25 protein-coding genes, 2 tRNA genes and 1 other annotated feature are annotated in these 23,220 nt (G+C 36.5%); of the genes, 7 read left to right on the top strand and 20 right to left on the bottom strand.

The features are described from left to right. Positions 1-29 precede the first annotated feature (29 nt). Positions 30-2,885: a sigma-54-dependent transcriptional regulator gene (locus JZO76_RS09610; protein ID WP_206903852.1), complete on the bottom strand. Its 2,856-nt coding sequence runs from the start codon at positions 2,883-2,885 to the stop codon at positions 30-32. Between the two features lie 138 nt (positions 2,886-3,023). Beyond that, positions 3,024-3,197 (bottom strand): hypothetical protein, encoded by a 174-nt coding sequence (locus JZO76_RS09605; RefSeq protein WP_206903851.1) that lies wholly within the window; start codon positions 3,195-3,197, stop codon positions 3,024-3,026. Between the two features lie 193 nt (positions 3,198-3,390). Here JZO76_RS09605 and JZO76_RS09600 point away from each other — a divergent pair. Then, a tRNA-Glu gene (locus JZO76_RS09600) sits at positions 3,391-3,463 on the top strand. Between the two features lie 37 nt (positions 3,464-3,500). On the opposite strand, the gene JZO76_RS09595 is transcribed toward JZO76_RS09600, so the two are convergent. From JZO76_RS09595 to rplU, 5 genes are all read right to left on the bottom strand, one after another. Continuing rightward, positions 3,501-4,037 (bottom strand): GNAT family N-acetyltransferase, encoded by a 537-nt coding sequence (locus JZO76_RS09595; protein ID WP_206903850.1) that lies wholly within the window; start codon positions 4,035-4,037, stop codon positions 3,501-3,503. Positions 4,038-4,115: 78 nt separating this feature from the next. Beyond that, positions 4,116-4,319, bottom strand: coding sequence for a cold-shock protein (locus tag JZO76_RS09590; RefSeq protein ID WP_206903849.1), 204 nt, complete (start codon positions 4,317-4,319; stop codon positions 4,116-4,118). A 99-nt stretch (positions 4,320-4,418) separates the two neighbouring features. Then, a complete protein-coding gene (rpmA, locus tag JZO76_RS09585) occupies positions 4,419-4,712 on the bottom strand; it encodes a 50S ribosomal protein L27 (protein WP_016172551.1) in 294 nt (97 codons plus the stop codon). A gap of 12 nt (positions 4,713-4,724) precedes the next feature. After that, positions 4,725-5,069, bottom strand: a complete 345-nt coding sequence (locus JZO76_RS09580; protein WP_173102571.1) for a ribosomal-processing cysteine protease Prp — start codon at positions 5,067-5,069, stop codon at positions 4,725-4,727. A gap of 23 nt (positions 5,070-5,092) precedes the next feature. Further along, positions 5,093-5,401, bottom strand: coding sequence for a 50S ribosomal protein L21 (gene rplU / locus JZO76_RS09575; RefSeq protein WP_016172553.1), 309 nt, complete (start codon positions 5,399-5,401; stop codon positions 5,093-5,095). A gap of 19 nt (positions 5,402-5,420) precedes the next feature. Further along, positions 5,421-5,492 (bottom strand) — a sequence feature (ribosomal protein L21 leader region). 155 nt (positions 5,493-5,647) lie between these two features. Between rplU and JZO76_RS09570 the strand changes: the two genes are divergently transcribed. After that, entirely contained in the window at positions 5,648-6,298 is a 651-nt protein-coding gene (locus tag JZO76_RS09570; RefSeq protein WP_206903848.1) for a uracil-DNA glycosylase, read from the top strand. Between the two features lie 105 nt (positions 6,299-6,403). On the opposite strand, the gene JZO76_RS09565 is transcribed toward JZO76_RS09570, so the two are convergent. Beyond that, on the bottom strand, positions 6,404-7,447 hold the full coding sequence (locus JZO76_RS09565; RefSeq protein ID WP_206903847.1) for a glycosyltransferase family 4 protein: 1,044 nt from the start codon (positions 7,445-7,447) through the stop codon (positions 6,404-6,406). 278 nt (positions 7,448-7,725) lie between these two features. Here JZO76_RS09565 and JZO76_RS09560 point away from each other — a divergent pair, with 278 nt between their 5' ends. From JZO76_RS09560 to JZO76_RS09550, 3 genes are all read left to right on the top strand, one after another. Continuing rightward, a complete protein-coding gene (locus tag JZO76_RS09560) occupies positions 7,726-8,373 on the top strand; it encodes a hypothetical protein (protein ID WP_206903846.1) in 648 nt (215 codons plus the stop codon). Between the two features lie 61 nt (positions 8,374-8,434). Next, a complete protein-coding gene (locus tag JZO76_RS09555) occupies positions 8,435-8,779 on the top strand; it encodes an iron-sulfur cluster biosynthesis family protein (RefSeq protein ID WP_206903845.1) in 345 nt (114 codons plus the stop codon). Positions 8,780-8,942: 163 nt separating this feature from the next. Further along, positions 8,943-9,095: a hypothetical protein gene (locus JZO76_RS09550; RefSeq protein ID WP_206903844.1), complete on the top strand. Its 153-nt coding sequence runs from the start codon at positions 8,943-8,945 to the stop codon at positions 9,093-9,095. 107 nt (positions 9,096-9,202) lie between these two features. On the opposite strand, the gene JZO76_RS09545 is transcribed toward JZO76_RS09550, so the two are convergent. The 4 genes from JZO76_RS09545 to JZO76_RS09530 form a co-directional block, all read right to left on the bottom strand. After that, positions 9,203-9,276: transfer RNA gene (locus tag JZO76_RS09545), tRNA-Arg, on the bottom strand. Positions 9,277-9,341: 65 nt separating this feature from the next. Beyond that, positions 9,342-10,169 (bottom strand): alpha/beta hydrolase, encoded by an 828-nt coding sequence (locus tag JZO76_RS09540; protein WP_206903843.1) that lies wholly within the window; start codon positions 10,167-10,169, stop codon positions 9,342-9,344. A 57-nt stretch (positions 10,170-10,226) separates the two neighbouring features. Next, positions 10,227-10,907, bottom strand: coding sequence for an O-methyltransferase (locus tag JZO76_RS09535; RefSeq protein WP_206903912.1), 681 nt, complete (start codon positions 10,905-10,907; stop codon positions 10,227-10,229). Positions 10,908-10,966: 59 nt separating this feature from the next. Beyond that, the gene (locus tag JZO76_RS09530; RefSeq protein WP_206903842.1) at positions 10,967-11,476 is read right to left on the bottom strand and encodes a signal peptidase I; all 510 of its coding nucleotides are present in this window, start codon (positions 11,474-11,476) and stop codon (positions 10,967-10,969) included. A gap of 343 nt (positions 11,477-11,819) precedes the next feature. Here JZO76_RS09530 and JZO76_RS09525 point away from each other — a divergent pair, with 343 nt between their 5' ends. Both JZO76_RS09525 and proS read left to right on the top strand, forming a co-directional pair. Next, positions 11,820-13,667: a hypothetical protein gene (locus JZO76_RS09525; protein WP_242595849.1), complete on the top strand. Its 1,848-nt coding sequence runs from the start codon at positions 11,820-11,822 to the stop codon at positions 13,665-13,667. A 317-nt stretch (positions 13,668-13,984) separates the two neighbouring features. Beyond that, entirely contained in the window at positions 13,985-15,421 is a 1,437-nt protein-coding gene (gene proS / locus JZO76_RS09520) for a proline--tRNA ligase (RefSeq protein WP_206903841.1), read from the top strand. Positions 15,422-15,493: 72 nt separating this feature from the next. On the opposite strand, the gene JZO76_RS09515 is transcribed toward proS, so the two are convergent. The 8 genes from JZO76_RS09515 to JZO76_RS09480 all read right to left on the bottom strand — a co-directional run bounded on the left by JZO76_RS09515 (position 15,494) and on the right by JZO76_RS09480 (position 23,118). Further along, positions 15,494-16,498 (bottom strand): lipoate--protein ligase, encoded by a 1,005-nt coding sequence (locus tag JZO76_RS09515; RefSeq protein ID WP_206903840.1) that lies wholly within the window; start codon positions 16,496-16,498, stop codon positions 15,494-15,496. A gap of 54 nt (positions 16,499-16,552) precedes the next feature. Beyond that, a complete protein-coding gene (locus JZO76_RS09510; protein WP_206903839.1) occupies positions 16,553-17,287 on the bottom strand; it encodes an MBL fold metallo-hydrolase in 735 nt (244 codons plus the stop codon). A 212-nt stretch (positions 17,288-17,499) separates the two neighbouring features. After that, entirely contained in the window at positions 17,500-18,582 is a 1,083-nt protein-coding gene (locus JZO76_RS09505) for a M42 family metallopeptidase (RefSeq protein WP_206903838.1), read from the bottom strand. A gap of 150 nt (positions 18,583-18,732) precedes the next feature. After that, positions 18,733-19,992 carry a D-alanyl-lipoteichoic acid biosynthesis protein DltD gene (gene dltD, locus JZO76_RS09500; RefSeq protein WP_206903837.1) on the bottom strand — a complete coding sequence of 420 codons (1,260 nt, stop codon included), beginning with the start codon at positions 19,990-19,992 and terminating at the stop codon, positions 18,733-18,735. Positions 19,993-19,994: 2 nt separating this feature from the next. Then, on the bottom strand, positions 19,995-20,231 hold the full coding sequence (gene dltC, locus JZO76_RS09495) for a D-alanine--poly(phosphoribitol) ligase subunit DltC (RefSeq protein WP_016172567.1): 237 nt from the start codon (positions 20,229-20,231) through the stop codon (positions 19,995-19,997). Between the two features lie 16 nt (positions 20,232-20,247). Further along, a complete protein-coding gene (gene dltB / locus JZO76_RS09490; protein ID WP_206903836.1) occupies positions 20,248-21,444 on the bottom strand; it encodes a D-alanyl-lipoteichoic acid biosynthesis protein DltB in 1,197 nt (398 codons plus the stop codon). Beyond that, complete coding sequence (gene dltA / locus JZO76_RS09485) at positions 21,444-22,955, bottom strand: D-alanine--poly(phosphoribitol) ligase subunit DltA (RefSeq protein ID WP_206903835.1); 1,512 nt, start codon at positions 22,953-22,955, stop codon at positions 21,444-21,446. The genes dltB and dltA overlap by 1 nt, the downstream gene beginning before the upstream one ends. Before the next feature lie 13 nt (positions 22,956-22,968). Next, on the bottom strand, positions 22,969-23,118 hold the full coding sequence (locus JZO76_RS09480) for a teichoic acid D-Ala incorporation-associated protein DltX (RefSeq protein WP_206903834.1): 150 nt from the start codon (positions 23,116-23,118) through the stop codon (positions 22,969-22,971). Positions 23,119-23,220 lie beyond the last annotated feature (102 nt).

Here is a 23,220-nt window from a genome sequence, read left to right as displayed (position 1 = left end):
TGTGTCGTTTTTTGTGTATTGTATTTTAATTACGTTTTTGGTGATACAGTCTTTTCTTTTAACTCTTCAATGCGCGTCTTCAATACTTCTAAAACATAATATTCTTCTGCCGGCGGAACACCTAAGCGTAACATTCGCCCAAAAGATTGAATATGATTATGCACTTGTTCGTAAATTGGATCAGCAGTTAGTTGCTGTTCTTCTTCTTTTGTTACGGCAAGCGGCTGCTTTAATACTACTCGTTCCAACAAACCCGCTGTATGCAAAGCCAAGTTGACTTCTAAACCAAATTCATGATCACTTAATCCAACATCTTCCACCAGATTTGAAACAAAATCCCAAATGGGTTGAGCAAGTTTTTCTCCATTAATAAAAGTAAAATTCTCACTAATAAAGCGTTTGATCAACTCTACAGCCTTTTCTTCTTGCATTGCTTCATTTGGATATGAAAGCAGCTGTTCACTATCCAATAGTAGTCGATTTAAAATCGCTTTGACATCTTGATTGATAAAACGATCTAAAGGAATAAATGGCGCATTAATCTTTGGATCGACAATTCCAGTTGCCGCAATTAAATTATAGTCTGTTTGAATTTGCCGTAATTGCTCTGGCAATGTAACTACCGATTGCGTAATTACTTGCAACTGCTTTTGTTCACCACTTAAAGAACGTTGAATAATTTCTTTGATTCGCTGGGCGGTACCCTCTCCTGAAGCACATACTGCCAAAATAGCAGTAGGTTTTGCTGCAGTAACATTATTATTTTGTTGTGGTGACATTAATGTATAACCACTAAATCGATGTAATGATTCAAACAGACTATCTAAATCCGTTCCTAAAACAGAAGCTTTTCGCACTGTTTCTAAAACAATTGCCGTTGTCACCATATCGATTGTCCGTACTTCAACACCCGTATTTTGGGTAATTTCATTACCAAACGTTGCCAATGAACCCATGTCCACTAATAACATGACCCCAGAACCATCATCAACTTCGGTAACGGCACGACTAACTTTTTCCAAGGCAACTTTTGGCGGCATATCAAGAGGCATGTCTACAGCTTGCACTTGATCAATATCTAATAATTGCGTTACCACTTCCACCATACTCGTAGCTGTGCTATTGCCGTGAGCCGCCACAACAACTCCGATTTTGCCATCTTGTTGGTTTGCGCGTAAAGAAATTAGCAAAACTGCCAAGTAATAATCTTCACTTTCAGGAATTTCGACATGAAAACTTCCACTAATATAGGTACGAATTTTTTGAGCAATTTGAAATTCAGCTGGAAAACCGGCTACCATTTGACGAATATTGTCATTTGTACTTCGTTCTTCGCCATGTTCTAATTTTTTCAAAAAAGAACTAATGTGCAAACTCATAGCATAGACAAAGTTTTGCTGAAAAGCATAGCCTAATTTTTCCTGTACCATATCATAAATATGATTCGTCGTATCAATCACTTTTTGATCAACAAATTCAGCTAATTTATTATCTGCATTAAAAGCAAAACCATGATTTTTATAAAAAGATTTCAAATGAACATTGATATCTGTCGAAATAAAGTGATTAATCGTTTCTTGATCTAGTCCGTCGGCTTTTAATAATGCAGCTTTATCTCCGATGATATCGTACAAATTATACGGTAATTCATACGTATCTTGCTGGATTAAAATCATTTGATCATTTGGCGTAATTACAATTTGAGGATCTAAAATTTTGGATAGCTCATTTAAGATTTCTCGTTTATTGGCCAATAATAGTAATCCCGAACGAATCCCTTCTGGCAAGTCCTCAATCGTGATATTCATTTCATCACTGTTCATATGATTTAAAAAGCCACGGGCACAAACAAGTTGGACATTTGATTTCAATTGTCCAATGTTGCCGTAACTAACGCTACCAATTAAAGCCTTAACCACATCTTCTGATAAAGAAATTTGCCGATCAATCCGACCTGCTTCCTGGGCGACCATCACCTTGACTAAATCAACTTTTTCACTTGCTGGCCGTTGATCAAATGCCGGCAACTGAATATTAATCGGAATTCTACGAACAAAAGTATCTAATAAAGACGAACTTGGATCTTCTGTTGTCGCGCCCACAATGCGCACGTCAGCCTTATGATTTTTACTACTTTCACCTAAACGAGAAAAAGTCCCATGGTCCATAAAATAAAAGACCATTTCTTGACCTTCTGGTGGTAAGCGATGAATTTCATCAAGAAATAACATTCCCCCATCTGCTTGGTCAATAATCCCTGTTTTATCTTGCTCTGCTCCAGTAAAAGCACCCTTTACATAACCAAACAAATGGCTCATTAAAAGCTCAGGATTATTAGCATAGTCAGCACAGTTAAAAACAATTAATTCTTTTTCCTTGTCAATTACCTGACTGGTGACAGCAAAACGAAACATCGCATGAGCAAAATACGTTTTACCTGAACCAGTAGGGCCTGTGATGAGACAATTTAATCCTTTTGGTGGATACAAAATTGCTGCTTTTGCTTGTTCAACAGCATTTTTCATACTGCCATTTGAACCAATAATTCGTGAAAAAATATCACCGAACCGTAATTCTTGAGGGATACCCTGCTTTTTTTTAGGGATGCTAAATTCTTTATAACTCGCCACGTGCTCATTTTTAGGATAAGACGCTTGATTTATCTCATTTTCGTCTATTGCATCATCTAATTTTGCAACAGTATAGCGAACAGGTCGGCCATCAATTTTAAGCAAGCGTTGCGCACGGACTAATTTATTTAAATCCTTACTTACATTTGTTCGCTGCAATACAAGACCTTCTGCCACATCATTTGTGGTGAGTCCCGTTTGAAACTGATCGTTTGTTGCAACAAACTGATAAACACGTTCAATTCTCTTGGTCATTGAATCTCCTCACCTTATTTGTGCTAGTGTGTCATCTGTGTTGTTTCATTATAACTTTTTTCCTTTAAAGCGCAAACTAAAAAGCCATTTAAGCTATAAGCACCTTAAATGACTTCTCTACTATTATGTTACTAATAATTAAATACCCAAATGGGGCATAGCTAAAATAAATGAACCGACAAAAATTAATAATGCCGCTAATTGAAATGTTTCCGATTGCACTATTTTTTGTTTCGTCACTTGTTTTTTTATCAGGGCAACCCCAAACAATACAAAACCAAAGATAAAACTGCCAACACCAATTAAACTCATTGCTCCACTCCTTTAAAACAATACCATTTTTAATATATTAACAAATGGCTTACTAATTTACCCTAGTCTAACAAAGATTCCGTCACTTAACCGGCGTTTAAACTATCAAGTGTCGAACATTTTTGTAAGATGACACAAGTGCTTTTCCTTTACAGCAAGAAAAAAAGTGCTAAGATAAATAGCGTAGTAATTTGACCTGTTAGTCAAGGGGTTTAAGACGCTGCGTTCTCAGCGCGGAGACACGGGTTCGAATCCCGTACAGGCTATTAATAAAAGACTTACGCAATTTTCAGCGTAAGTCTTTTATTTTTGATAAGCAATAAAGTCTGCAGGTAGACGAGGTACTTCTTGTAACGCTTTTTGTAGCCATAAAATATCGTACCATTGATTAAATTTGTAACCCACATTAGGAAAATTACCGACTTGTTGATACCCTAGTTTTTCATGAAATTTGATACTAGCACTATTTCCCGCCGTGACACAAGCTAGCAATTGTACGACATTTTGTTTGTACAATTCCGCTTCTAGAGCTTGGTACAAACGTGTCCCTAATCCCCGACTCTTCTCACCTTTGGCTAAATAGATTGTTACTTCACAGCTCCAATCATAAGCAGACCGCCCTTTATAAGCACCAGCATATGCATAACCTACAATTACCCCTTCTTTTTCTGCTACTAGATAAGGATAACGAGCTAGCGTTTGTTCAATCCGTTTTTCAAAATCTGCTAAAGTAGGAACTTCATATTCAAATGTGATAGCCGTTTCTTTTACATACGGCGCGTAAATTGCTAGGATTGCTGCGGCATCTTGCTTTGATGCAATACGAATTTTTTCTGTCATAGGAACCCTCTTTTTTTACAGAGCGTAGCACATTATATTTTATTTCTGCAAGTTGTTTTTGACATGTCGTGTCAGTTTCTAATTTATCAATTTTACGTTAATCGCTTTTTGCTGCCCCTTTTGATTGGTAGCAACCTCATAGGTTACTCTTTGGCCGGCGAAAAGCACCTTATCTGAAGGCATTACAATATCATCTTGGTAAACAAACATATCCTGTTTATGGGCATTTACTAAAAAACCATAGCCACCTTTTTCATTAAAAGATTTAACAGTTCCTTCCAATGGATTAACCTCTTTTCAACATAAAAACTACAAATCATAACTTATAAAACTACAAAAAAAGTGTCGGCATTCATTCGAATACCGACACTTCATTTTTAATTAAGCTTCTTTCGCTACTGGGTAGACAGACACTTGTTTTTTGTCACGGCCTTTACGTTCAAAACGTACCACGCCGTCAACTTTAGCAAATAAAGTATCGTCGCCACCTTTACCCACGTTTACACCTGGATAAATTTTAGTACCGCGTTGGCGGTAAAGGATTGAGCCACCTGTAACAGTTTGACCGTCCGCACGTTTAGCGCCTAAACGTTTAGATTCAGAGTCACGACCGTTAGAAGTAGAACCGCCACCTTTTTTATGCGCGAAGAATTGCAAATTCATTTTCATCAACATGAGATGCACCTCCTATTTTTCTGTAATCGTATTAATTTGAATAAACTCACTGTTTTCGGCTTCAATTGACTGTAAACCTAACAACAAATTTTCTAAAAGAATTTGTTCAATGTTAGTTTGTTCTTGAGTTAAACCTGACACGACATCCATTTTAAGATAGCCGCCTTCAGATTCGTTTGCTTCAACTTTAGGTGCAACCCCAGCTAAAGCATCAATGCCGTTAATGGTACTGATTGCTAGCGCAGAAACACCAGCACAAACAATGTCACTACCATATGGCCCAGCTTCGGCATGCCCTGTCAATGTGAAAGTAACAATCTGGCCAGAGTCATTGCGTTTGAATGTCCCTTTGATCATTAGTGCGACCTTTCTCGCAAGTATTAAGCGTTAATAGCGTCGATAACCACTTTAGTATATGGTTGACGATGACCTTGCTTGCGGTGAGAGTGTTTTTTAGGTTTGTATTTGAAAGTAACAACTTTCTTTTGTTTACCGTGTTTTTCAACAGTTCCTTCAACAGTTGCGCCTGCAACAGTTGGAGCGCCAACTTTCGTTGATTCGCCACCTACTAAGATAACTTCGTCAAAAGTCACTTTGCCGCCAGCTTCAACGTCTAATTTTTCAACGTAGATTGCTTGACCAACTTCAACTTTAACTTGTTTACCACCAGTTTTGATAATTGCGTACATGCTCTAAAGCACCTCCTTATAATATACTTAGACTCGCCATCCCAAGTGACATAATGTGCTTAATACTTGTTCTGAGCGGTTGTAGCTGTGGAGTCCACAATTACAACATTTACACTTTACCAAAAAATGAGCGTGACGTCAATTAGTTTTCTTCTAAAAGAAAAAGTAAATTTTAAGCTTCATAAAAAACATAACTTTTCATTATTATAAACGAGTAGCGTTATACTAAAGATAGGAGGGATAAAGATGGAGTATCCAAAAGAACTGGTTAAAATAGTCAATGAGCGTTCAAAAAATTACGCCTTGGAAGGCTTTGTTACAGGCAGTGGTCCACTAGATCCTAAATTAATGATTGTTGGTGAAGCTCCTGGCCGCAAAGAAATTGAAAATTTAATTCCCTTTAGCGGACAAGCGGGAAAAGAATTAATGGCGTGTTTTGCAAGTGTTGGATTAACAAGAGAAGATGTTTATATTACCAGCGCGCTTAGAAGTCGCCCTTATAAAATAAACGAGCGAGTCAATAAAAAGACAGGTGCCAAAGAGATTGTTTACCCAAATCGCACGCCCTCAAAAAAAGAAGTTTTTGCCCATGCCCCACTTTTAGATTATGAAATCAAAGCAGTAAAGCCAAAGTTAATCGCAACACTAGGAAATATCGGCCTAAAACGTTTATTAGGAAATACTTACACCGTTAGTAAATTCCATGGTCAAATAATCAAACACCCGATTCAAGTGCTAAATGAAAAAATGGAAAGCTACGTTTGGTCTAAAAAAGATTACACAATCGTTCCCCTCTTTCACCCGGCAGCCATTTTTTATAACCGTAAATTAGCCCCTTTAATAAAAGCCGATTGGCAAGTCATCGGTCAATTGTTACAAACAGTCGATAATAACTAATTTTAAAAATAAAGACTATAAAACTATCTTTAAATAAGTAAAAAACGCAGCTACCGCTTTTTAACTGACTATTGCTAACCTGTCAGAAAAACGATAGTTGCGTTTTTAAATATTAACTTCTTTTGCCTCTTTCTTTAAAAGACCGGTATAAAAGTCATACCAAATTTCTCCTACATGGGATTCAGAATAATAATTGGAAGCATCATGAGCAAGACAAGCATATTTTTTTAATAACGCTTCGTTTCTTTGCAATGCTTTAATATCCTGATTCATTTCTTCAAAATCATCTGCTCCAAGATAGTAGCCGGAAATAACGGATTCATACAGCGCTAAATTGCGGACCATTACCGGTGTTTGACAGCTAAAAGATTCTAAAATACTCATCGGAAATAATTCATTATAAGAAGGTAGCAAGAAAATATTGGCCATATTATAATAATCAACCAACTCGCTGCGATCAATAATGCCTGTAAAGGTTAAATTAGCAGGCGGATTTTCATAAACCTCTTTATATTCTTCATAGCCATCCGTTATTTTGCCAAAAGAAAATCCCCCCACCCAAATAAAGGAAACCTCAGGATTCTCTTTTGCTAAACGAATAAAGTCATCTACACCTTTACGCTTTTGAATTTGCCCCACACCTAAAACGACAAATTTGTCTGGTTTTATTTTATGACTTTGACGGAGCGCCAATTTTTTTTCCGGGGACATTTGGTAGAACTCTTCTGCTGAAACAAAATTAGGAATATAGCTGATTTTTTCTGCGGGTATTCCGGCTTTTTTCAACTCAGGAATAAAGCTAGGATTTACAACTACCAATTTGTCCATCCGCCGATAAAAAGATAACACATACCAATTAAAAATCTTTTGAATCGGCTTGGCTAAATGAATGCTCCCTTCCAGTGTTTCAGGTAAAAAGTGAACGTATCCCACGGTAATACCACGACGTCTCTTAAAAAAGGTCGACAAATAAAACTCCGGGTTAATTGTGTGGTAATGGGAGATGTCTGATTTTTTATAGGTATTGATTTGTACGTCAAAATCATTGCTAAAACGCGCCTTTAATAGCTTGATTAACTCATTATAAGCACTTCCCACCCCTTGGCCTTTAATCGTGTCGGCTCGAGAAAACATGGTAATTTTTATCATAATAAAATCCCTTCAAATCTAATTTATAAACTTGCTTGTATTACTCCTCTTATACCTTAGTTAAACATCAGCTGAACAAGCAATAAATAAAATACGGCATTAAAACGTATTTCATAAAAAAATTCAAATCCAAAAATTTCTTTTTAATCTAACGACAATTATAGCATAAGCTTCTTGGGAATAAAATCAGGCTAAAGCCCGACTTCTCGCTTGCGCTATCCCATACAAATGTTAAAATTTAATTAAAGAATAATTTTTCTAACGAAAAGAGGATGGCGATGAAAAAGATATTGTTTCCCCTGCTCCTAACTGCGGCTTTGTTATTATCAGGCTGTCGCGAAAAAAGTACAACAGACGTAACGCTAGCAACAAGTCCAAACAATACAAAAAATACAACAGCCACGAGTATCGATAAAAATCCCGACTTATTAATCAATCAGGCTCAATATCAACAACTAGCTGAAAAGACAGGTGCGACCAAAGCTAAATTAGTTGGTACTAAAGAATACGACGTCACTTTAAAAGATGCCAATTGGGAAAATGTGACGATTACCAGCGATGAATGTAAAATCATTAAAATCAAAGATTATAAAGATAAACAAAACAAGGAATACGAAGGCTACGTTTTAATGCATTTTACAATTGAAACTGGCGATACTGCGGTAAATGTCGCCCCTGAAAAAGGCGTTTTAACTACCAATACCAGTGGGCAAACGACAGGTAATTTAGCGATGGACGAATTTGGTGGAAAAATCCCTGCAAATAAAACCGTGACCGGAACCGCAGCTTATCCACTAGAAAAATTGGCAGACGCCGATGACGTTACCACTATTGAATTGAAATTTACCGGTAAAAAAGCCAACGCCACGTCTTCAGAAAAAGAAACTACACATGACTATGACTTTATTTTAAGTAAAAACCGTTAATAAAGCAGAATATTTTTCATTTTTGGCCACTGGGCTTATACTGCCGCTAGGAGATGATCGTATGAAACTACACATTACCAATGAAGCTGCTTTTTACTTAACAGATAAATTAGCCGGCAGCAAATCTTTCATATTAGCTTTAAATGACGGTTCAAATCAATTTTCATCAGCCCAAGGATGTTGTATGATTGGGGACCGTTTTTTGATTAAACCCATTAAAGAAAAAATAGCGCCTTTTAGTGAACAGCTACAAAACGAGCGATATCAAGTGTATATATCCGATTATGAAAAAAACTTTTTACCCTATAACATCACATTAGATCGTAGTGGTAGTTACGGTAATTTCGTTTTACGTTCTGATGAAGGAATATTAGATATGAATGTAGCTTTTCAAACAGCAGAATAAAAACTTATCTGGCAGGTAAACACCATGGATTAAATTCTTTTCGTGTTTATCTGTTTTTTTGCATTTAAGCCATACGTATGTTCACTAAACTACAAGCAATATCTTCGAAATGCGACCGCGATGATGCTACCCTTGTATTACATCAAACACAGGAGGGATTATTATGAAAACGACAAAAGAAGAAATTTTAGCCCGCCGAATAGACGCTTACAAGCAATCACGTGAAAAAATCATAAAAAAAGCTTTGCAAGAAACGACACCAGAAAGAAAAAATAAATCGCTGCATTTTAAATTTGTCCGCCACACAGCTCACTAAACAAAGAGCGCGTTAATCATGTTACCTTGGTTTCAAATTATTAATCAGTCTACTTTTAATCCAAAAAGAAAAACCGCTAGAAATATTAATTTCTAGCGGTTTTTTAGCGTCACAGGAGGGATTCGAACCCCCGACCGTCCGCTTAGAAGGCGGATGCTCTATCCGGCTGAGCTACTATGACATAGCAACAAAGTTCATTATAGAAAACTGACCACCTAATGTCAATCAGTTTTCTTAATAAATACGTTATTTTTTCGCCGACCATAAAAAAGTTTGAATTAATCGCATAACCGTAGGATGAACAACCAACTGGCTATGTTTCGCATTTTCGGTCACAAGAAACGTTTGATAACTTTGACTGTCGCCATAAATGAGTCCCCCAGCCAGAAGACTTGTAACAGGTACAGTCCCGTCAGAATTCCCATCGGCAACATTTCCAGCTACACTAACAACAGAAATTGTCTTAGGCAAACGCTGTTTATTATCCAAATAGCGTTTTAAAACATCACTGACTTTTTTTACTTCATTAAAAGTCGGTGTCATTTCATTATACTTCCATCCCACATCGTTAAATGGCGTTCCTAAAAATAAAATTTTATTTGGTTTGGGATCAATTGACAAAGAAACATACTCCAAATAATCCGTCAAAACCAACCCGCCATTGGAGTGGCCAAGAAAATTATAATGTTCAACACCATATTGGTGCTGAACATAAGCAATTGCTTTTTCATACCATACTGCTTGTTTTGGGACGGTCTCTTCTGAGCTGTCAGCAAAACCAATGACGATAATCGGCTGACTGGCTTTTTGTGATAACTCACCTTTAATCGTTAATTGGCCATTTGTCTGCACCGTGATTTTCAAAACCTCGCATGCAGTTGTCTTTTGCAATTGGACAATTAATTTATCAAAACGGTCCACCGTCGCACCCGTGCCTGGGACCATTACTAATGCTTCATTTTCCAATGTAATCGGTACTTTTCTATCCTCTGCTTTAGCATTTACGTGAAAAGTATTTAATAAAAAAGCCAACAATCCCAACCATAAAACTCCTTTTAACCATTTATTTGCCATGACGAGACTACCTCTTTTTAGTTTAAGATAGACTGTCTAGCTTAAATGGAAATTAAACTAAAAAGAAATCGTTTCTTTTTCTTTGGTAATTAATAAAATTCCATCACCTAAAGGCACTAAACTTGAAGTTAAATCTGGGTGTGTCATCACGACATCTAAAAATTGATTTAATTTACGATGGATGCTGCGATTTTTCCGCGGAATATCTTCCACTGGATCTAAAATCGTGCCACCTTGAAAAACATCATCTACCATCAATACTCCGCCAACTTTTAATAAACGTATACATTCTGGTAAAAATGCAATATATTTTGACTTTGCGCTATCCATAAACATAAAGTCATAAGGGCCTGTTAATGTAGGTAAAACTTCAGCAGCATCGCCTTCTATTAAGGTCACTTTTTTTGTTAAACCTAATTTTTCATAATTTGCCTTTGCTTCTTTAATCATTAAATCAAAGCGGTCAATCGTCGTTACATGACCTGCTCCCACGTATTGGGCCATCAAACTAGAAGAAAAACCAATAGCTGCACCAATTTCTAAAATTTCTTTTGGTTTTATTTGCCCTAGTAAAAATTGCAAAAAGACAACTGTCTCATGGGGAATTATCGGTACCCGCCTTTTATGAGCATCTTCTTCTAATTCACCCAATTGCCCCGTCAAAGGCTTTTGTTTGGTTCGCATATAATCAACGAGCCGTGCATCCACGACCGGTCTGTCCATCATTTCATTTAACAAATTCTCCACCTCGCTTTTGTCATTATACGAAGGAACAAAAAAGTCCGCAACCATTAAAATTAATAGTCGCGAACTTGTCTATTATGTATAACGTGTTCGACCAAATGCCAAATCGTCGTTAATGTGATGAAGCCAGCAATTAGCCAAAATATTTGTTGTACCAAATCCAAAAGTTCGCGGGAAACAAAATGCCCCAAGTAAGGTAAGTGAATAACTGGCTGTCCAATTAAATTGCGACTACTTACATAGCCGATTTCCATTTGTTCGTTGCCGTCTCCTTTGGTGTAAAAAACGTGATTTTTTTCTTTGGCAACTACGCGACGCGTTTGGATGCTTTCTCCTTGGTTCACGTAATACGTGACAACTTCTCCAACATAAATACTCTCTGGTTCTACTTGACGTACAAAAATCAAACTACCTTTTGGATACGTTGGTTGCATATCATTATCTTTTACAATTGAAATTGTCATCCCAAAAAGATGCGGCAATAACGTGATCAACAAAGCCAGTGCCATTACAATTGTCACAATAACTGAACCTAATAGACCCATCTGCTTGAAATTCGTCATGCCACACCTCCTCATATAATTCTTTTTAATTTTTAATTCCAACGAAATTATATCACATATCATCCGTTGTTTAAAAGCGTCCGTCTTCATTTTATCCATCTTTGTTAGAAAGTTATTTTCTTTTTAAAATAAAATGAAAAATAATTTCCGCTGCTTGTTGACCCTAGTTTAAATAACAATTAAACTGAGGTATAAACGATAATAAATATAATTAAAGGCTTTTATACTTATTAAAAAAAACATCGTTATTAAACAGAATAGTAAAATTCATTTATAAAAGCATAAAAAGAACTACGATATTTTTAGACAACTATCCTTATAATCTGAAAGGAATTTCAACATTATGAAAAGATTAGATAATGAAAATTTAAAAAAGTATAATAAAAAAATTATCTGGATTCCTTATTTTCTTGTTATTATGACTTTTGTTGCAGTGGGCATTTTTTTTGTGCAAGCACTAAATGCCCCCTTCTCACAATCTGCGATGGCAGAAATAAAAGATACTTGGGTCTATTACGCCAAAGATGACCCCATCACATTATTTAAAAGTCGTTATGTCAAGCGGTTAAATAGTGTTGCACCCAACGAAACCATGGTAATGGAACGAACGATGATTCGTAAAGTTTCTAATCCAACCTTATTAATTCAAGGAAATCATCAATGGTTAAAAGTCACAGTCGACGATAAAACCGTCTATGAACACAGCCAAAAAACGGTGACCCCAACTTTATTAGGCAAAAAAAATCCCGGCAATATCATGACAGAAGTGCAATTACCCAAAAACTATGTTGGTAAAACATTGCGGCTTGAAGTCAGTAGCCCGTATAAAAATTATGCCGGTATCCCCGCCCGTGTATTTATTGGCGATGCAGATTCTCTTTTATCCTATGTTGTATCGGTTTCCTTGCCCCAAATTCTAATTCTAATTATTTGCACGTTTATCAGTCTAGCCATTATGGTCTTTATTGGTTCTGAATTAATTAAACAAAAACGGCTAAATTGGGAATTGATTTTGTTAGCTTGTTTTGCCCTCACTATTGCCTTGGAGGCTGCCGCTGGAGATATTTTAGCGGGATTGTTATTTAGTCCATTAGTGAACTCAACGATGGCATTACTTCTGGCCATTTTTACGCCAATATTTCTAATTTCTTATTATTGTTTAAAAATGAAAAAAAGCCAACAGTACTACCGACTATGGATAATTTTTCATATTAGCTTTGATTTATTAATTTTACTTTGGGCTGTTTTTACTAAAATTGATTTGCCAGAAGTAAAATTTTACATTGATGCCGCTAATATTTTTGGCACCTTAGCAACTACCATTGCTGCAATTACTGAAGCCCACCAAAAAAATCGTTTTTTTGTCATTTGCACACCTTGGATCGTCTTAGTTGCCATGGCCCATTGTTTTATTTATATCACCAGCGTCGCACAGTCGAATTTTTATCTTGTCAATATTTCAGGTCTTTTATTTGCCGTGATCCTATTGGTCATTTTCATTTATACCTTAGTTGAAGGTCTAACCGCCAATGAACAAAACAAGCGCCAAATGCATTTTCTAGAACTGAAAACAGAGCTTTTGGAGGACAATCACACAGCTGTTGTTGGTCACCTGCAAGAGTTGGAACAACTCCGTCAAGAGTTCAAACAAAATTTACTGCTAATCAGCGATTTAGGCGAAGACGGCAATTTACCAGCCGTCAATGAATACTTAGCTAAGCTTCTAGATGAAACCAATCAATTGAATATTATCGGTGATTTTTCTGCGCATACTTTAACAAATTTAATCTTGAGTCGCTATCAAAAAAATGCAGACAAAAAAAGTATCACCGTTTCCTTTAGTGCAGATTTACCACAAGATTTAAATGTGGCTGATGATGATTTAAGTCAAATTTTAGTGCACCTTTTAGAACATGCAACGCGGGAAACCTATGCGATTCACGACCCAAAAGAACGACAGATTCACTTGCAAATTCACTGTATAAACGAGACATTACAAATTCACTGTAGTCATACTGCCCATTACCATACCAATATTTTTGACCGCAGCATCACCACTGATTTTCCTCAAAAAGAGGCATTGGATTTGTTTGCCATTGAGAAAGTTGCCAAAAAATATCGTGGTCAGCTAACACAACTACAAGATGACAATCAAGATAAAATCAGCTTATCCTTATCCCTTAATGTTTAAAATAATTTTGACTTGCATTTTTTGGCATTTGCCATTAGCATAGAGACAGTCGGATTAGTATTGAAATTATGGTTTAGAGAGCCAATGTTTTGCTGAAAATTTGGTACCCACTGATTTTTTGAACCTCCCGATGGCAATGATTATGAAAATAATCGGGTTAAGGCCCTTATCCTTGTTTTTGAGCTGGACTGTAAAACAGTCAATAAAGGTGGTACCGCGAAATTCACGCATTTCGTCCTTTTTTAGGATGGAGTGCGTTTTTATTTTGCCTTTTTATAACCAAGGTCAAAAAAGTAACTTATTTAGGAGGAGACACTATGTCTGAACAAAAAAATGATTTTACTGAATGGTATTTAAAAACCATTCAACAAGCCGAATTAATGGCTTACTCGCCTGTTCGGGGCTCAATTATTTTTCGCCCTGACGGCTTTGAATTGTGGGAACACATTCAAGAAGAATTCAATCAGTTTTTAAAAACCCAAGATATTCGTAATGCCTATTTTCCAATGTTAATTCCAAAAAGTTTCTTTATGAAAGAAGCAGACCACATTGAAGGCTTCGCCCCTGAGTTACCCTGGGTAACTGAAGTTGGCGATGAAAAATTAGATGAACCTTTGGCACTACGCCCTACTTCTGAAACAATGATCGGTTCTGCTTTTTCTGATTGGATTAACTCTTATCGCGATTTACCTTATGAAATCAATCAGTGGGCTAACGTTTTCCGTTGGGAGAAAAAAACATTGCCATTCTTACGCACATCGGAATTTTTATGGCAAGAAGGGCATACTGCACATGCAGATGAAGCTGATGCCAGAAAACGGACAATGGCTATTTTAGATGAATACGCTCGTTTAGCCGAAGAATTTTTAGCCATTCCGGTTTATAAAGGGCAAAAAACGCCTTCTGAACGTTTTGCCGGTGCTGTTGATACGTTTTCAATTGAAGCAATGATGCAAGATGGTAAAGCTGTTCAAGCAGGGACCTCTCATTATTTAGGCACAAAATTTGCTGAAGCCTTTGATATTACGTATTTGACAAAAGAAAACAAACACACCCATGTGCACACAACCTCTTGGGGTATGTCAACACGTTTGTTGGGCTCATTAATTATGACTCACGGGGATGAAAAAGGCTTAGTCTTTCCACCAACAGTTGCACCAACTCAGATTGTTTTAATGCCAGTTGGTCCTTGGAAGAAAAATCCAGCCATTATGGAAAAATTAGACGCATTATTTGCCACCTTCAAAAAAGCTGGTTACCGCGTTCGTCTTGATGATACGGATAATTCGCCAGGTTATAAATTCAACGAGTGGGAATTAAAGGGCGCTTGTTTGCGGATTGAATGCGGTCCTCGTGATTTGGAAAATGGTCACGTAATGGTAAAAGTACGCGACTTAGCTGAAAAAAATAAGGTCACCTTTGAAGAATTAGATGCTTACGTAGCTGAGCAATTAGCTATTATGCCAAAACGCTTATTAGAAAAAGCCAAAGCACGCAATAAAGCAAACGAACATTATGACATTAATACCTTGGATGAATTAAAAGCTCACATTGAAAAATGTAATGAAGCCGGTACAGTTCCTGGCTTTGTTTTAGTTGGTTGGGATGGTAGCGAAGAAACCGAAGCCAAAATCAAAGAAGAAACTGGTTTTACAACCCGTAATATTCCCTTTGAAGTTCCAATGGAAAAAGAGTTTGACTTAGTGAGTGGCAAACCTGCAAAACACACTTTATGGATTGCCCGCGCATATTAAAAAATAGTTTAGATAACTAAAGGTTCTAGTAAGAAGTCATCGCGACTTTTTACTAGAACCTTTATATTTTTATTAATAAAGTAACTCTAAAAATTCTTCTTGCGTAATATTCCCAAAGTATTTTTTTACGTCAATTTTTTCAACTGCTTTTGTTAGTGCTTCTTTTTCATATTTCACACCAACGAGTGCTGTTTCAACATCTTTAATATCACCTAAACCAAAGAAATCACCATAAATTTTAGCCGCGGTAATGATTCCTTTTTGAACATTTAAACGTACTTCAATTGAGCCGATGGCAAAACGTTTACGGCGCTCCAAATCAAATTCTGGTGAGCGACCGTAATTCCAATCCCAATTGCGATAGTAATCTTTTGAAATTTGATTGATTTTTTCCCAATCATCGGCAGTCAACTCATATGTTTTAACATCTCTTGGGTCGGTAACACCAAAGACTTTCAACAAAATTTCTTGCCGGAAATCTTTCGTGGTCATGTTTTGTTTATCTGCCGGCAAGAAAGGTTTCACATTGGTTACCCGAGAACGAATCGACTTAATTCCCTTTGATTCAATCTTATCTTTGCGAACTTTTAAAGCATTAACGACTTCGTTAATATCACTATCAAACATAATGGTTCCATGAGCAAACATTCTACCGTTTGTCGCATACATCGCATTACCAGAGAATTTTTGATCATCAATCACCAAATCATTGCGCCCTTTTAATTGGGCACCTTTAACCCCCATCTCTTGTAAGGCAGCTACAATTGGTTTAGTTAATTTTTCAAAGTCTCTAAATGAATCTCCATCATCTGGCATAATGAAGCTAAAATTCAAATTCCCTAGATCATGATAAACAGCCCCACCACCACTTAAACGACGAACTACATGGATACCGTGTTCCTCCACGTATTCTTGATTAATTTCTTCGATGGTATTTTGATTGCGTCCAATAATAATGGATGGTTCATTAATATAAAACAATAAAATTGGCTCGGTTAAGGGATACTCCTGAACCAAAAAATGTTCAATTGCTAAGTTTACTCTTGGGTCATTGTTTTCATTTGGTACGAAAATCACAATACATCCTCCTCGTTGTTGACGACACATTTTTCTTGAACTTCAGCTTCATCCTTAAATCAAAAATTCTTTACCTATAGCTGCTAATTCAACTGGTACTGCTCCTGAGGCAACTTGGGCTTGCTCTTTTAATAATTGTAAGTCCCCAAATTGCGGCAAGTGTGTTAAAACCAATTTCTTAACATTCGCATTTTTAGCAAAGGTGCCTGATTCTTGCGCTGTAAAGTGAGCTTTGTGATGTTCGTGGCCGTTAAATAAATACGTGTCGGCTAAAAAGAGGTCCGCATTTGTCGCAAATTCATTGAAGTCCGCTAAATAACCCGAGTCACCAGTGAATACAAATACTTTACCTGTATCATTTTCTACAAAGCGCATTGCATAACAAGTTACAGGATGAATCGTCTTCATAAATGTAACAGAAAACGGTCCCAATTCCAACTGTTTTGATTCGTAATAAGGACGACCTTCTGATACATTGGGCATTGTTAAATCATTAAAATGAAATTCATCTAAAGTATGACCGTAAATCGGCAAAATTTTCTTGTTTTCCGCTGGAAATAGTTGAAAATAATATTGTAAAACACCCAAGTCTGCAATGTGGTCGTGATGATAGTGAGAAATTATAACAGCATCCAATGCTAGTGGATCTAAGTGTTTTTCTAATTCCACCAAAGTAGTGCTACCACAATCTAGCAATAAATTAAAATCCTTTGTTTGTAACAAGTAACCTGTAGTTCCTTGTCCTTTATAAGGATAGGCGCCTAGACAGCCTAAGACAGTTAATTTCATTTTCTTCACACCTTTCTTTTCTTTTATGCTAGCACAATCTTTTCTTTTCATGAAATAATAGCTGTTTTAAGACTCTTTTTTCAGCAATAAAAAAAGACTTTACCAGCAAATCATCTTCTTTTAAAAGTTTGACCGAAAAGTAAACTTAAAAAAACATGACAAAACTGGAAAGTCTTTTTACATTCTAATGAAACAATCCCACAGGATATAAATTAATAACTACGAATGGCCTTAACTGCCTCATCGTCCAAACGACGAACAACTTCCGTTACTAATTTAACTGTATTTAAGTAGTCGTCCTCGTGAATAATTGAAGTATGGGAATGCAAGTAGCGCACTGGTACTGTAATGGCAAGAGAAGGTACGCCATCACGAGTTAAGTGCATTTGCCCTGCGTCTGTTCCCCCACCGGTAATAACCGTATATTGGAAAGGAATTTCTAATTCTTCTGCAACATTTACAACAAAGTTCAATAATTTTTTATGTGGTACCATCGAAGCATCAAAGATTAGAACTTGCGGACCTGCACCCAATTTAGAATCGGCTTCTTTTGGCGTCATACCTGGTGTATCACCAGCCGTACCGGTATCTAGTGCAAGTGCAATATCTGGGTTTACTAAATGTGTGCTGGTTCTTGCACCTCTTAAACCTACTTCTTCCATGACATCACTACCAGCAAAAAGACAGTTTGGGTGTCCTTCTTTTGCTAAGTTTTCCAAAACACGTAATGAAACAGCCGTACCGACACGATTGTCCCATGCTTTTGCTAGTAAAAATTTACCGCCGTTTAAACGCTCATATTCAATATATGGCGTAATCATATCGCCTGGACGAATGCCCCAATCTTTTGCTTCTTTGAGACTTGTTGCGCCAATATCAATGAACATGTCTTTAATTTCATAAGGTTGTTTTCGGGCTTCTGGAGTTAGGACATGGGGTGGTTTACAACCAATCACACCGCGAATTAATTTGCCCGCTTGTGTTTTAATTTCTACTTGTTGGGCCAACATCACTTGGCTCCACCAACCACCTAATGTTTGAAATTCAATAAAGCCTTGCTCGGTGATTTTGGTCACCATAAAGCCAACTTCGTCCATGTGACCAGAAATAAAAATTTTCGGGCCACCACCTTCACCTACGTGTTTTGCAATAACACTACCTAAACCATCAAAAGAAATATCTTCGGCAAACGGGGCAGCGTATTTTTTAAAGACTTCACGTACTTCATCTTCATTGCCTGGTACACCTCTAGCTTGGGTTAATTCAATTAGTAACTGCTCTTCACTTTTGTCCATCTCAATTGCAACTCCTAGCATTATTTATTACGTCCTTGATTATAACACGGGGCATATAAAAACAGTAGCTGGGACATTAATATAATCCCAGCTACTATTTTTAATAAGTGGTGCTCTAAATGTAGCTTTGCCACCAACTGCCGTTACAAATTATTTAATTGTTTCTGGATTTTGATTTTGCCAATCTTGTGAATAAAAATAATTATTCAAGTGATAGCTTGGCTGGGCTGTTTTTTCTTCCAAAAACGGTTGAATATATTGATCTGCTGCTAACCATCCGCGCCAGCCTAAATGGATAGTATCTGTCATAAAATAAGGCTCCTGATCTTTATTGGTGAAATCAGCAATTTGATTAAAGCCTTGAGAACGTAATTGATACGTGATTTTTTTGCTAAATTCTTGCAGCATATTTTGAGATAAGCCTGTATATTCGCTCCATTTCCCGTTAATTGGCGGAATAATAAAGAGGGCTTGTGTATTTTCTTTGGCAAGTTGATCTAAAACCAATTGGAAATCTGAAAATTCTTTTGAATAACGATAATCCCATTTTACCTGTGAATCATTAAATTTAGCCAACCGCGGTTTAATGCGATGCGTATAAAAATTATTTTCAATGCCAAAAGAATTATTCGTCGTAGCTTTTTGACCAATCTCTTTGGCTTGTTCATCTAATTTTTGCTCATTGTATGCAGCTGGTAATTTTTTTGCTTGTTGTGCAATTTGTGAATTTTTTGAAAGTAAGCCAATTTCACTAAAGAGTTCGTCTTCTCGATTTAACATGTTGATATGGAATTTAGCCACATCTACTTGTTTTGTCGTTGGTACTTTACCTTTAGCAATTTCTCTTAACAAAAGCTTCAAGGTTTCATCATGGTTGACTTTACCATAAGCTAACAGACGTTTAGCTAAGTATTTGTCAGTTTCAGAAACTTTGTCTAGCTTAATCGCCCAAGTATAAGTTTGTAATTCAGAAAAATACGCATCAAAATAGGCACGTTTAATCCCGCCTTTGACAAACCACTGTGGCGAAAGAATAAAGACTACTTTTTTATCTTTCAAATCACTACCAAATGACTGCATCATCATGTATTGCGTTAAAGATTGCGTTCCTGGTGCCCCTAGTAAAAAAGGAGTGTAATTTCGATTATATTTTTTGGCTAAAACAGACGGGTGAAAAGGACTGATACGACTTAGTTCAGAAGAACCAAAAAACGGTACATATTCACCAGATTTTACGGCTTCATTTTTAATTGAATTACCCCGTAAAATATTTCCTGACATGGAGCTGCTAGCTTTTTCCCATAAGCCTTTATCTTCGTCATTAATCTTAAAAGGTGAAAAGAAAAACAGCGCTAGCAGGACCACAGCTGCTATTACCGGCCCAAAAATAGCAAGAAGCTTTTTTTTCATAATTAATTTCCTTTTAATTCAGAAACTTTAGCAATAATTTTATTTGGTGTATCCCATTCTTCGCGGTCAAATTCTGAAACAGGCACTTGAACATCTAGTTGTCCTTCTAATTCAACTAGCAATTGAACCGTTGCCATAGAATCCATTAAGCCCTCATCAAATAAATTTACATCTAAATTTTGTTTTACTTCATCTGTTCCGGTAATTTCTTCTAAAATGTCTAATACTGTGTCTTTCATTATTCATTCTCCTCTTTTAAATTAATTTATCTAAAATTCCTGAAAAAATCATAAAGCTAAAGCATACTGCCTGAAAGTTTAAGAAGATTGCCAATCCATGGGTAAACTTATTTGACGGTAAATTTTTATGTTTTTTCTTATAACGCAACCAGGCATCGGTTAAACAAATCAACGTAGCATGGTATAAACCATAGACGATATAATACCAAGCCAAACCGTGCCAGACCCCCATAATTAAAAAGAGGGCAAAGTAACCAACATTTGAAGCAACGATCCGACTTTTGAATACTTTCTTTTTCAATAAAGTAAACATTAAACGCATGTAAATGTAATCACGGAACCAAAAAGACAACGTCATATGCCAACGATTCCAAAACTCCTTGATGTTCCAAGCTAAAAATGGTTTATTAAAGTTCATTGGTGTTTCGTAACCCAAAATATTACTCGTTCCAACTGCAAACAAACTATACCCTGCAAAATCAAAGAATAAATACATACTATAAACATACATATATAAAACTAAGGCCCATGAGATACCGCCATTGACGATAGTGGCCCGCTCAATTGGTGGTAACAAAACTGAACCAAAGTAATAGCCGATAATAAACTTATATAAGAAACCGACAAAAATGCGATGAATACCAGTACCTAAAAGATCCACATATTTTTCTGGTGTTGGAGGATTATCTAAGTCCTTATCAAACCGCCGGAAGCGATCAATTGGCCCAGAAGAAATCGTTGGGAAAAACAATAGAAACTGGATGTAATGCCAAACTTTATACGATTTAATCATGCCATCACGGGTTTCCATGATCATTTGTACCGATTTAAAGGTCAAATAAGAAATCCCTAAAAAACCTAATATAGAACTATGACCACCATTAAAAAAAGGTGTGACTTTGGTAATGGCTAAAGGCAAAATTGCCAAGACAACGGCGGTATAAAAGACACCACTGCTATTTTTTTGCTGGCGATATAAAAAATAGAGGTAAACCAGTAATGTTTGCCAAACAACATAGACAATCAGCGCTACCCCTTGATGCCAACTTGCACCGCCAAAACTAACGTATAAGAAAAATAACGTCACAAGGGTTTGGTAAAAAGAAGGCCTTTTACCTGCAATCAACATACTTAAAATCAGTGGAATAAACGCAACGAGCAATAATAAAAAGTATTTAGGATCTGCATAGGGAATACTATGTGGAAAGACCATTAGCCGTTCACCTCATTTATCAGACCCTTACGATCGATTTTACCGTTTGCACTACGAGGTAATTGTTCCACATAAACAAAGCGTTGTGGGATCATGTAATCCATCACACCTTCAGCTAGTTCAGCTTTAATGGCTTTGGTTAATTGAAATTCTTTAGCAAAATCATTTTCATTGGCGACTACAAAAGCAACCAATTGCTGTACCTTGTGATCTTGATACTTGGGTACCACTGTCGCTTGTTTAACTAGCGATACTTGGTTTAAATGATGATCTACGTCTTCTAATTCAATGCGATAGCCATGAAGTTTCACTTGAAAATCAATGCGGCCTTCGTAACGTAATAATCCATCTGCTGGTAAACTCCCCGCATCTCCGGTTCGATAAGCCCAGTTACCATCTAATAAAAAGAAAGCTTGAGCGGTTTTTTCAGGATTATTCAAATAACCTTTTGAAACACTTGGTCCAGAAATGACAATTTCGCCAACCTCACCGGCTGCTAATACATTCATTTCATCCATAATGGTTACTTTTGTATCCTCTTTTACATACCCAATTGGTAAGCGGTCAACTTGTTCTAATAATGCAGGGGTAATTTCCACACCAGAAATCGCCACTGTCGCTTCTGTAGGACCATAGGTATTGTAAATATGAGCCGCAGGAAAACGTTCCAATAAACTTTGAGCCGTTTTTTTCGTTAACTCTTCACCACAAAAGATAAATGTAGTTAAACTTGGAATATTTTTTGCGTTGAATTCTTTTTCCATTAAGCAAATATCCATAAATGATGGTGTTGAAACCCAAACTTCCAATGCCAATTTTGGTAATGTGGCAAATAAGGTCTTAAAATCGTTGATAATTTCTTTTTTCAAAGGAACTAAAGAGCCCCCTGAACACAATGCCGGATAAACATCAAAGACAGATAAATCAAATGAGTACGGGGCTTGTGATAAAAAGCGACTTTGCTCTGGTAAAACAAAATCAGTTAGAGTCCAATTTACAAAGGATAATAAATTGTTATGACTAATTTGTACCCCTTTTGGAACCCCTGTGGTACCTGAGGTGAAAATTAGATAATAATTTTCATCATTTTGAACACTTTCAAATTTCGCCACAGTTTGTTTTGCAGCAAAAATTTCTGCTAATGCATTTGGTGTTATTACTTCACAGTCAGAAGAAATATCAGGCCACGCTTCCACACTAATGATTAACGCAGGTTGCGCTACATTTAAAATCAATTCCACCCGATCATTTGGCGTATTAGCTTCGATGGGGATATAGGCATGTCCTGCTTTACTAGCACCTAAAAAAGCGGCTAACATTTCAAATTCTAAATCACCGTAAACTACAATAGGTCTTCTATCAGCAAATTTTTCAGCTAAAAAGGTAGCAAGCTGATCTGACCATCTTTTTAACTGACCATAGGTATACTCTTTTTCATCAATATAGGCGATACGATTTGGTTCTTTTACGCTCCAAGAATCAATTTGTTCAATAATGTTTGTTACAGTCATCTGCTCTCACCTCTTAAAATTCATTGTAAATAAATGTGCCGCCCTGAATGTTCTTGTAGTGATACAAATAAATCAGAATCAGTAGGACACAGAAGTAAAAGAGCGTTTTGCCAATAAATGTTAACCAATAATGGGTGTTTTCTTTTTGCAACCAATTTTTCATTATCACTCTCTCCTTTTCAATTTAAGTATAGAGTATTTGTTTAAATTAGAACATTTTTTCAACTTACAGTAAAAAGAAGAATCTAACACTTTCGTCACTTAA

Origin of the sequence: Candidatus Enterococcus myersii (genome assembly GCF_017316025.1) — a bacterium.
GTDB lineage: Bacteria > Bacillota > Bacilli > Lactobacillales > Enterococcaceae > Enterococcus_C > Enterococcus_C montenegrensis.
This window is presented reverse-complemented; position numbering and strand designations above follow the sequence as displayed.

Coding starts and splice junctions, on each gene's coding strand:
- JZO76_RS09610 (WP_206903852.1), bottom strand. CDS start 2,885: ATGACCAAGAGAATTGAACGTGTTTATCAGTTTGTTGCAACAAACGAT.
- JZO76_RS09605 (WP_206903851.1), bottom strand. CDS start 3,197: ATGAGTTTAATTGGTGTTGGCAGTTTTATCTTTGGTTTTGTATTGTTT.
- JZO76_RS09595 (WP_206903850.1), bottom strand. CDS start 4,037: ATGACAGAAAAAATTCGTATTGCATCAAAGCAAGATGCCGCAGCAATC.
- rpmA (WP_016172551.1), bottom strand. CDS start 4,712: ATGTTGATGAAAATGAATTTGCAATTCTTCGCGCATAAAAAAGGTGGC.
- JZO76_RS09580 (WP_173102571.1), bottom strand. CDS start 5,069: ATGATCAAAGGGACATTCAAACGCAATGACTCTGGCCAGATTGTTACT.
- rplU (WP_016172553.1), bottom strand. CDS start 5,401: ATGTACGCAATTATCAAAACTGGTGGTAAACAAGTTAAAGTTGAAGTT.
- JZO76_RS09570 (WP_206903848.1), top strand. CDS start 5,648: ATGGAGTATCCAAAAGAACTGGTTAAAATAGTCAATGAGCGTTCAAAA.
- JZO76_RS09565 (WP_206903847.1), bottom strand. CDS start 7,447: ATGATAAAAATTACCATGTTTTCTCGAGCCGACACGATTAAAGGCCAA.
- JZO76_RS09560 (WP_206903846.1), top strand. CDS start 7,726: ATGAAAAAGATATTGTTTCCCCTGCTCCTAACTGCGGCTTTGTTATTA.
- JZO76_RS09555 (WP_206903845.1), top strand. CDS start 8,435: ATGAAACTACACATTACCAATGAAGCTGCTTTTTACTTAACAGATAAA.
- JZO76_RS09550 (WP_206903844.1), top strand. CDS start 8,943: ATGAAAACGACAAAAGAAGAAATTTTAGCCCGCCGAATAGACGCTTAC.
- JZO76_RS09540 (WP_206903843.1), bottom strand. CDS start 10,169: ATGGCAAATAAATGGTTAAAAGGAGTTTTATGGTTGGGATTGTTGGCT.
- JZO76_RS09530 (WP_206903842.1), bottom strand. CDS start 11,476: ATGACGAATTTCAAGCAGATGGGTCTATTAGGTTCAGTTATTGTGACA.
- JZO76_RS09525 (WP_242595849.1), top strand. CDS start 11,820: ATGAAAAGATTAGATAATGAAAATTTAAAAAAGTATAATAAAAAAATT.
- proS (WP_206903841.1), top strand. CDS start 13,985: ATGTCTGAACAAAAAAATGATTTTACTGAATGGTATTTAAAAACCATT.
- JZO76_RS09510 (WP_206903839.1), bottom strand. CDS start 17,287: ATGAAATTAACTGTCTTAGGCTGTCTAGGCGCCTATCCTTATAAAGGA.
- JZO76_RS09505 (WP_206903838.1), bottom strand. CDS start 18,582: ATGGACAAAAGTGAAGAGCAGTTACTAATTGAATTAACCCAAGCTAGA.
- dltD (WP_206903837.1), bottom strand. CDS start 19,992: ATGAAAAAAAAGCTTCTTGCTATTTTTGGGCCGGTAATAGCAGCTGTG.
- dltC (WP_016172567.1), bottom strand. CDS start 20,231: ATGAAAGACACAGTATTAGACATTTTAGAAGAAATTACCGGAACAGAT.
- dltB (WP_206903836.1), bottom strand. CDS start 21,444: ATGGTCTTTCCACATAGTATTCCCTATGCAGATCCTAAATACTTTTTA.
- dltA (WP_206903835.1), bottom strand. CDS start 22,955: ATGACTGTAACAAACATTATTGAACAAATTGATTCTTGGAGCGTAAAA.
- JZO76_RS09480 (WP_206903834.1), bottom strand. CDS start 23,118: ATGAAAAATTGGTTGCAAAAAGAAAACACCCATTATTGGTTAACATTT.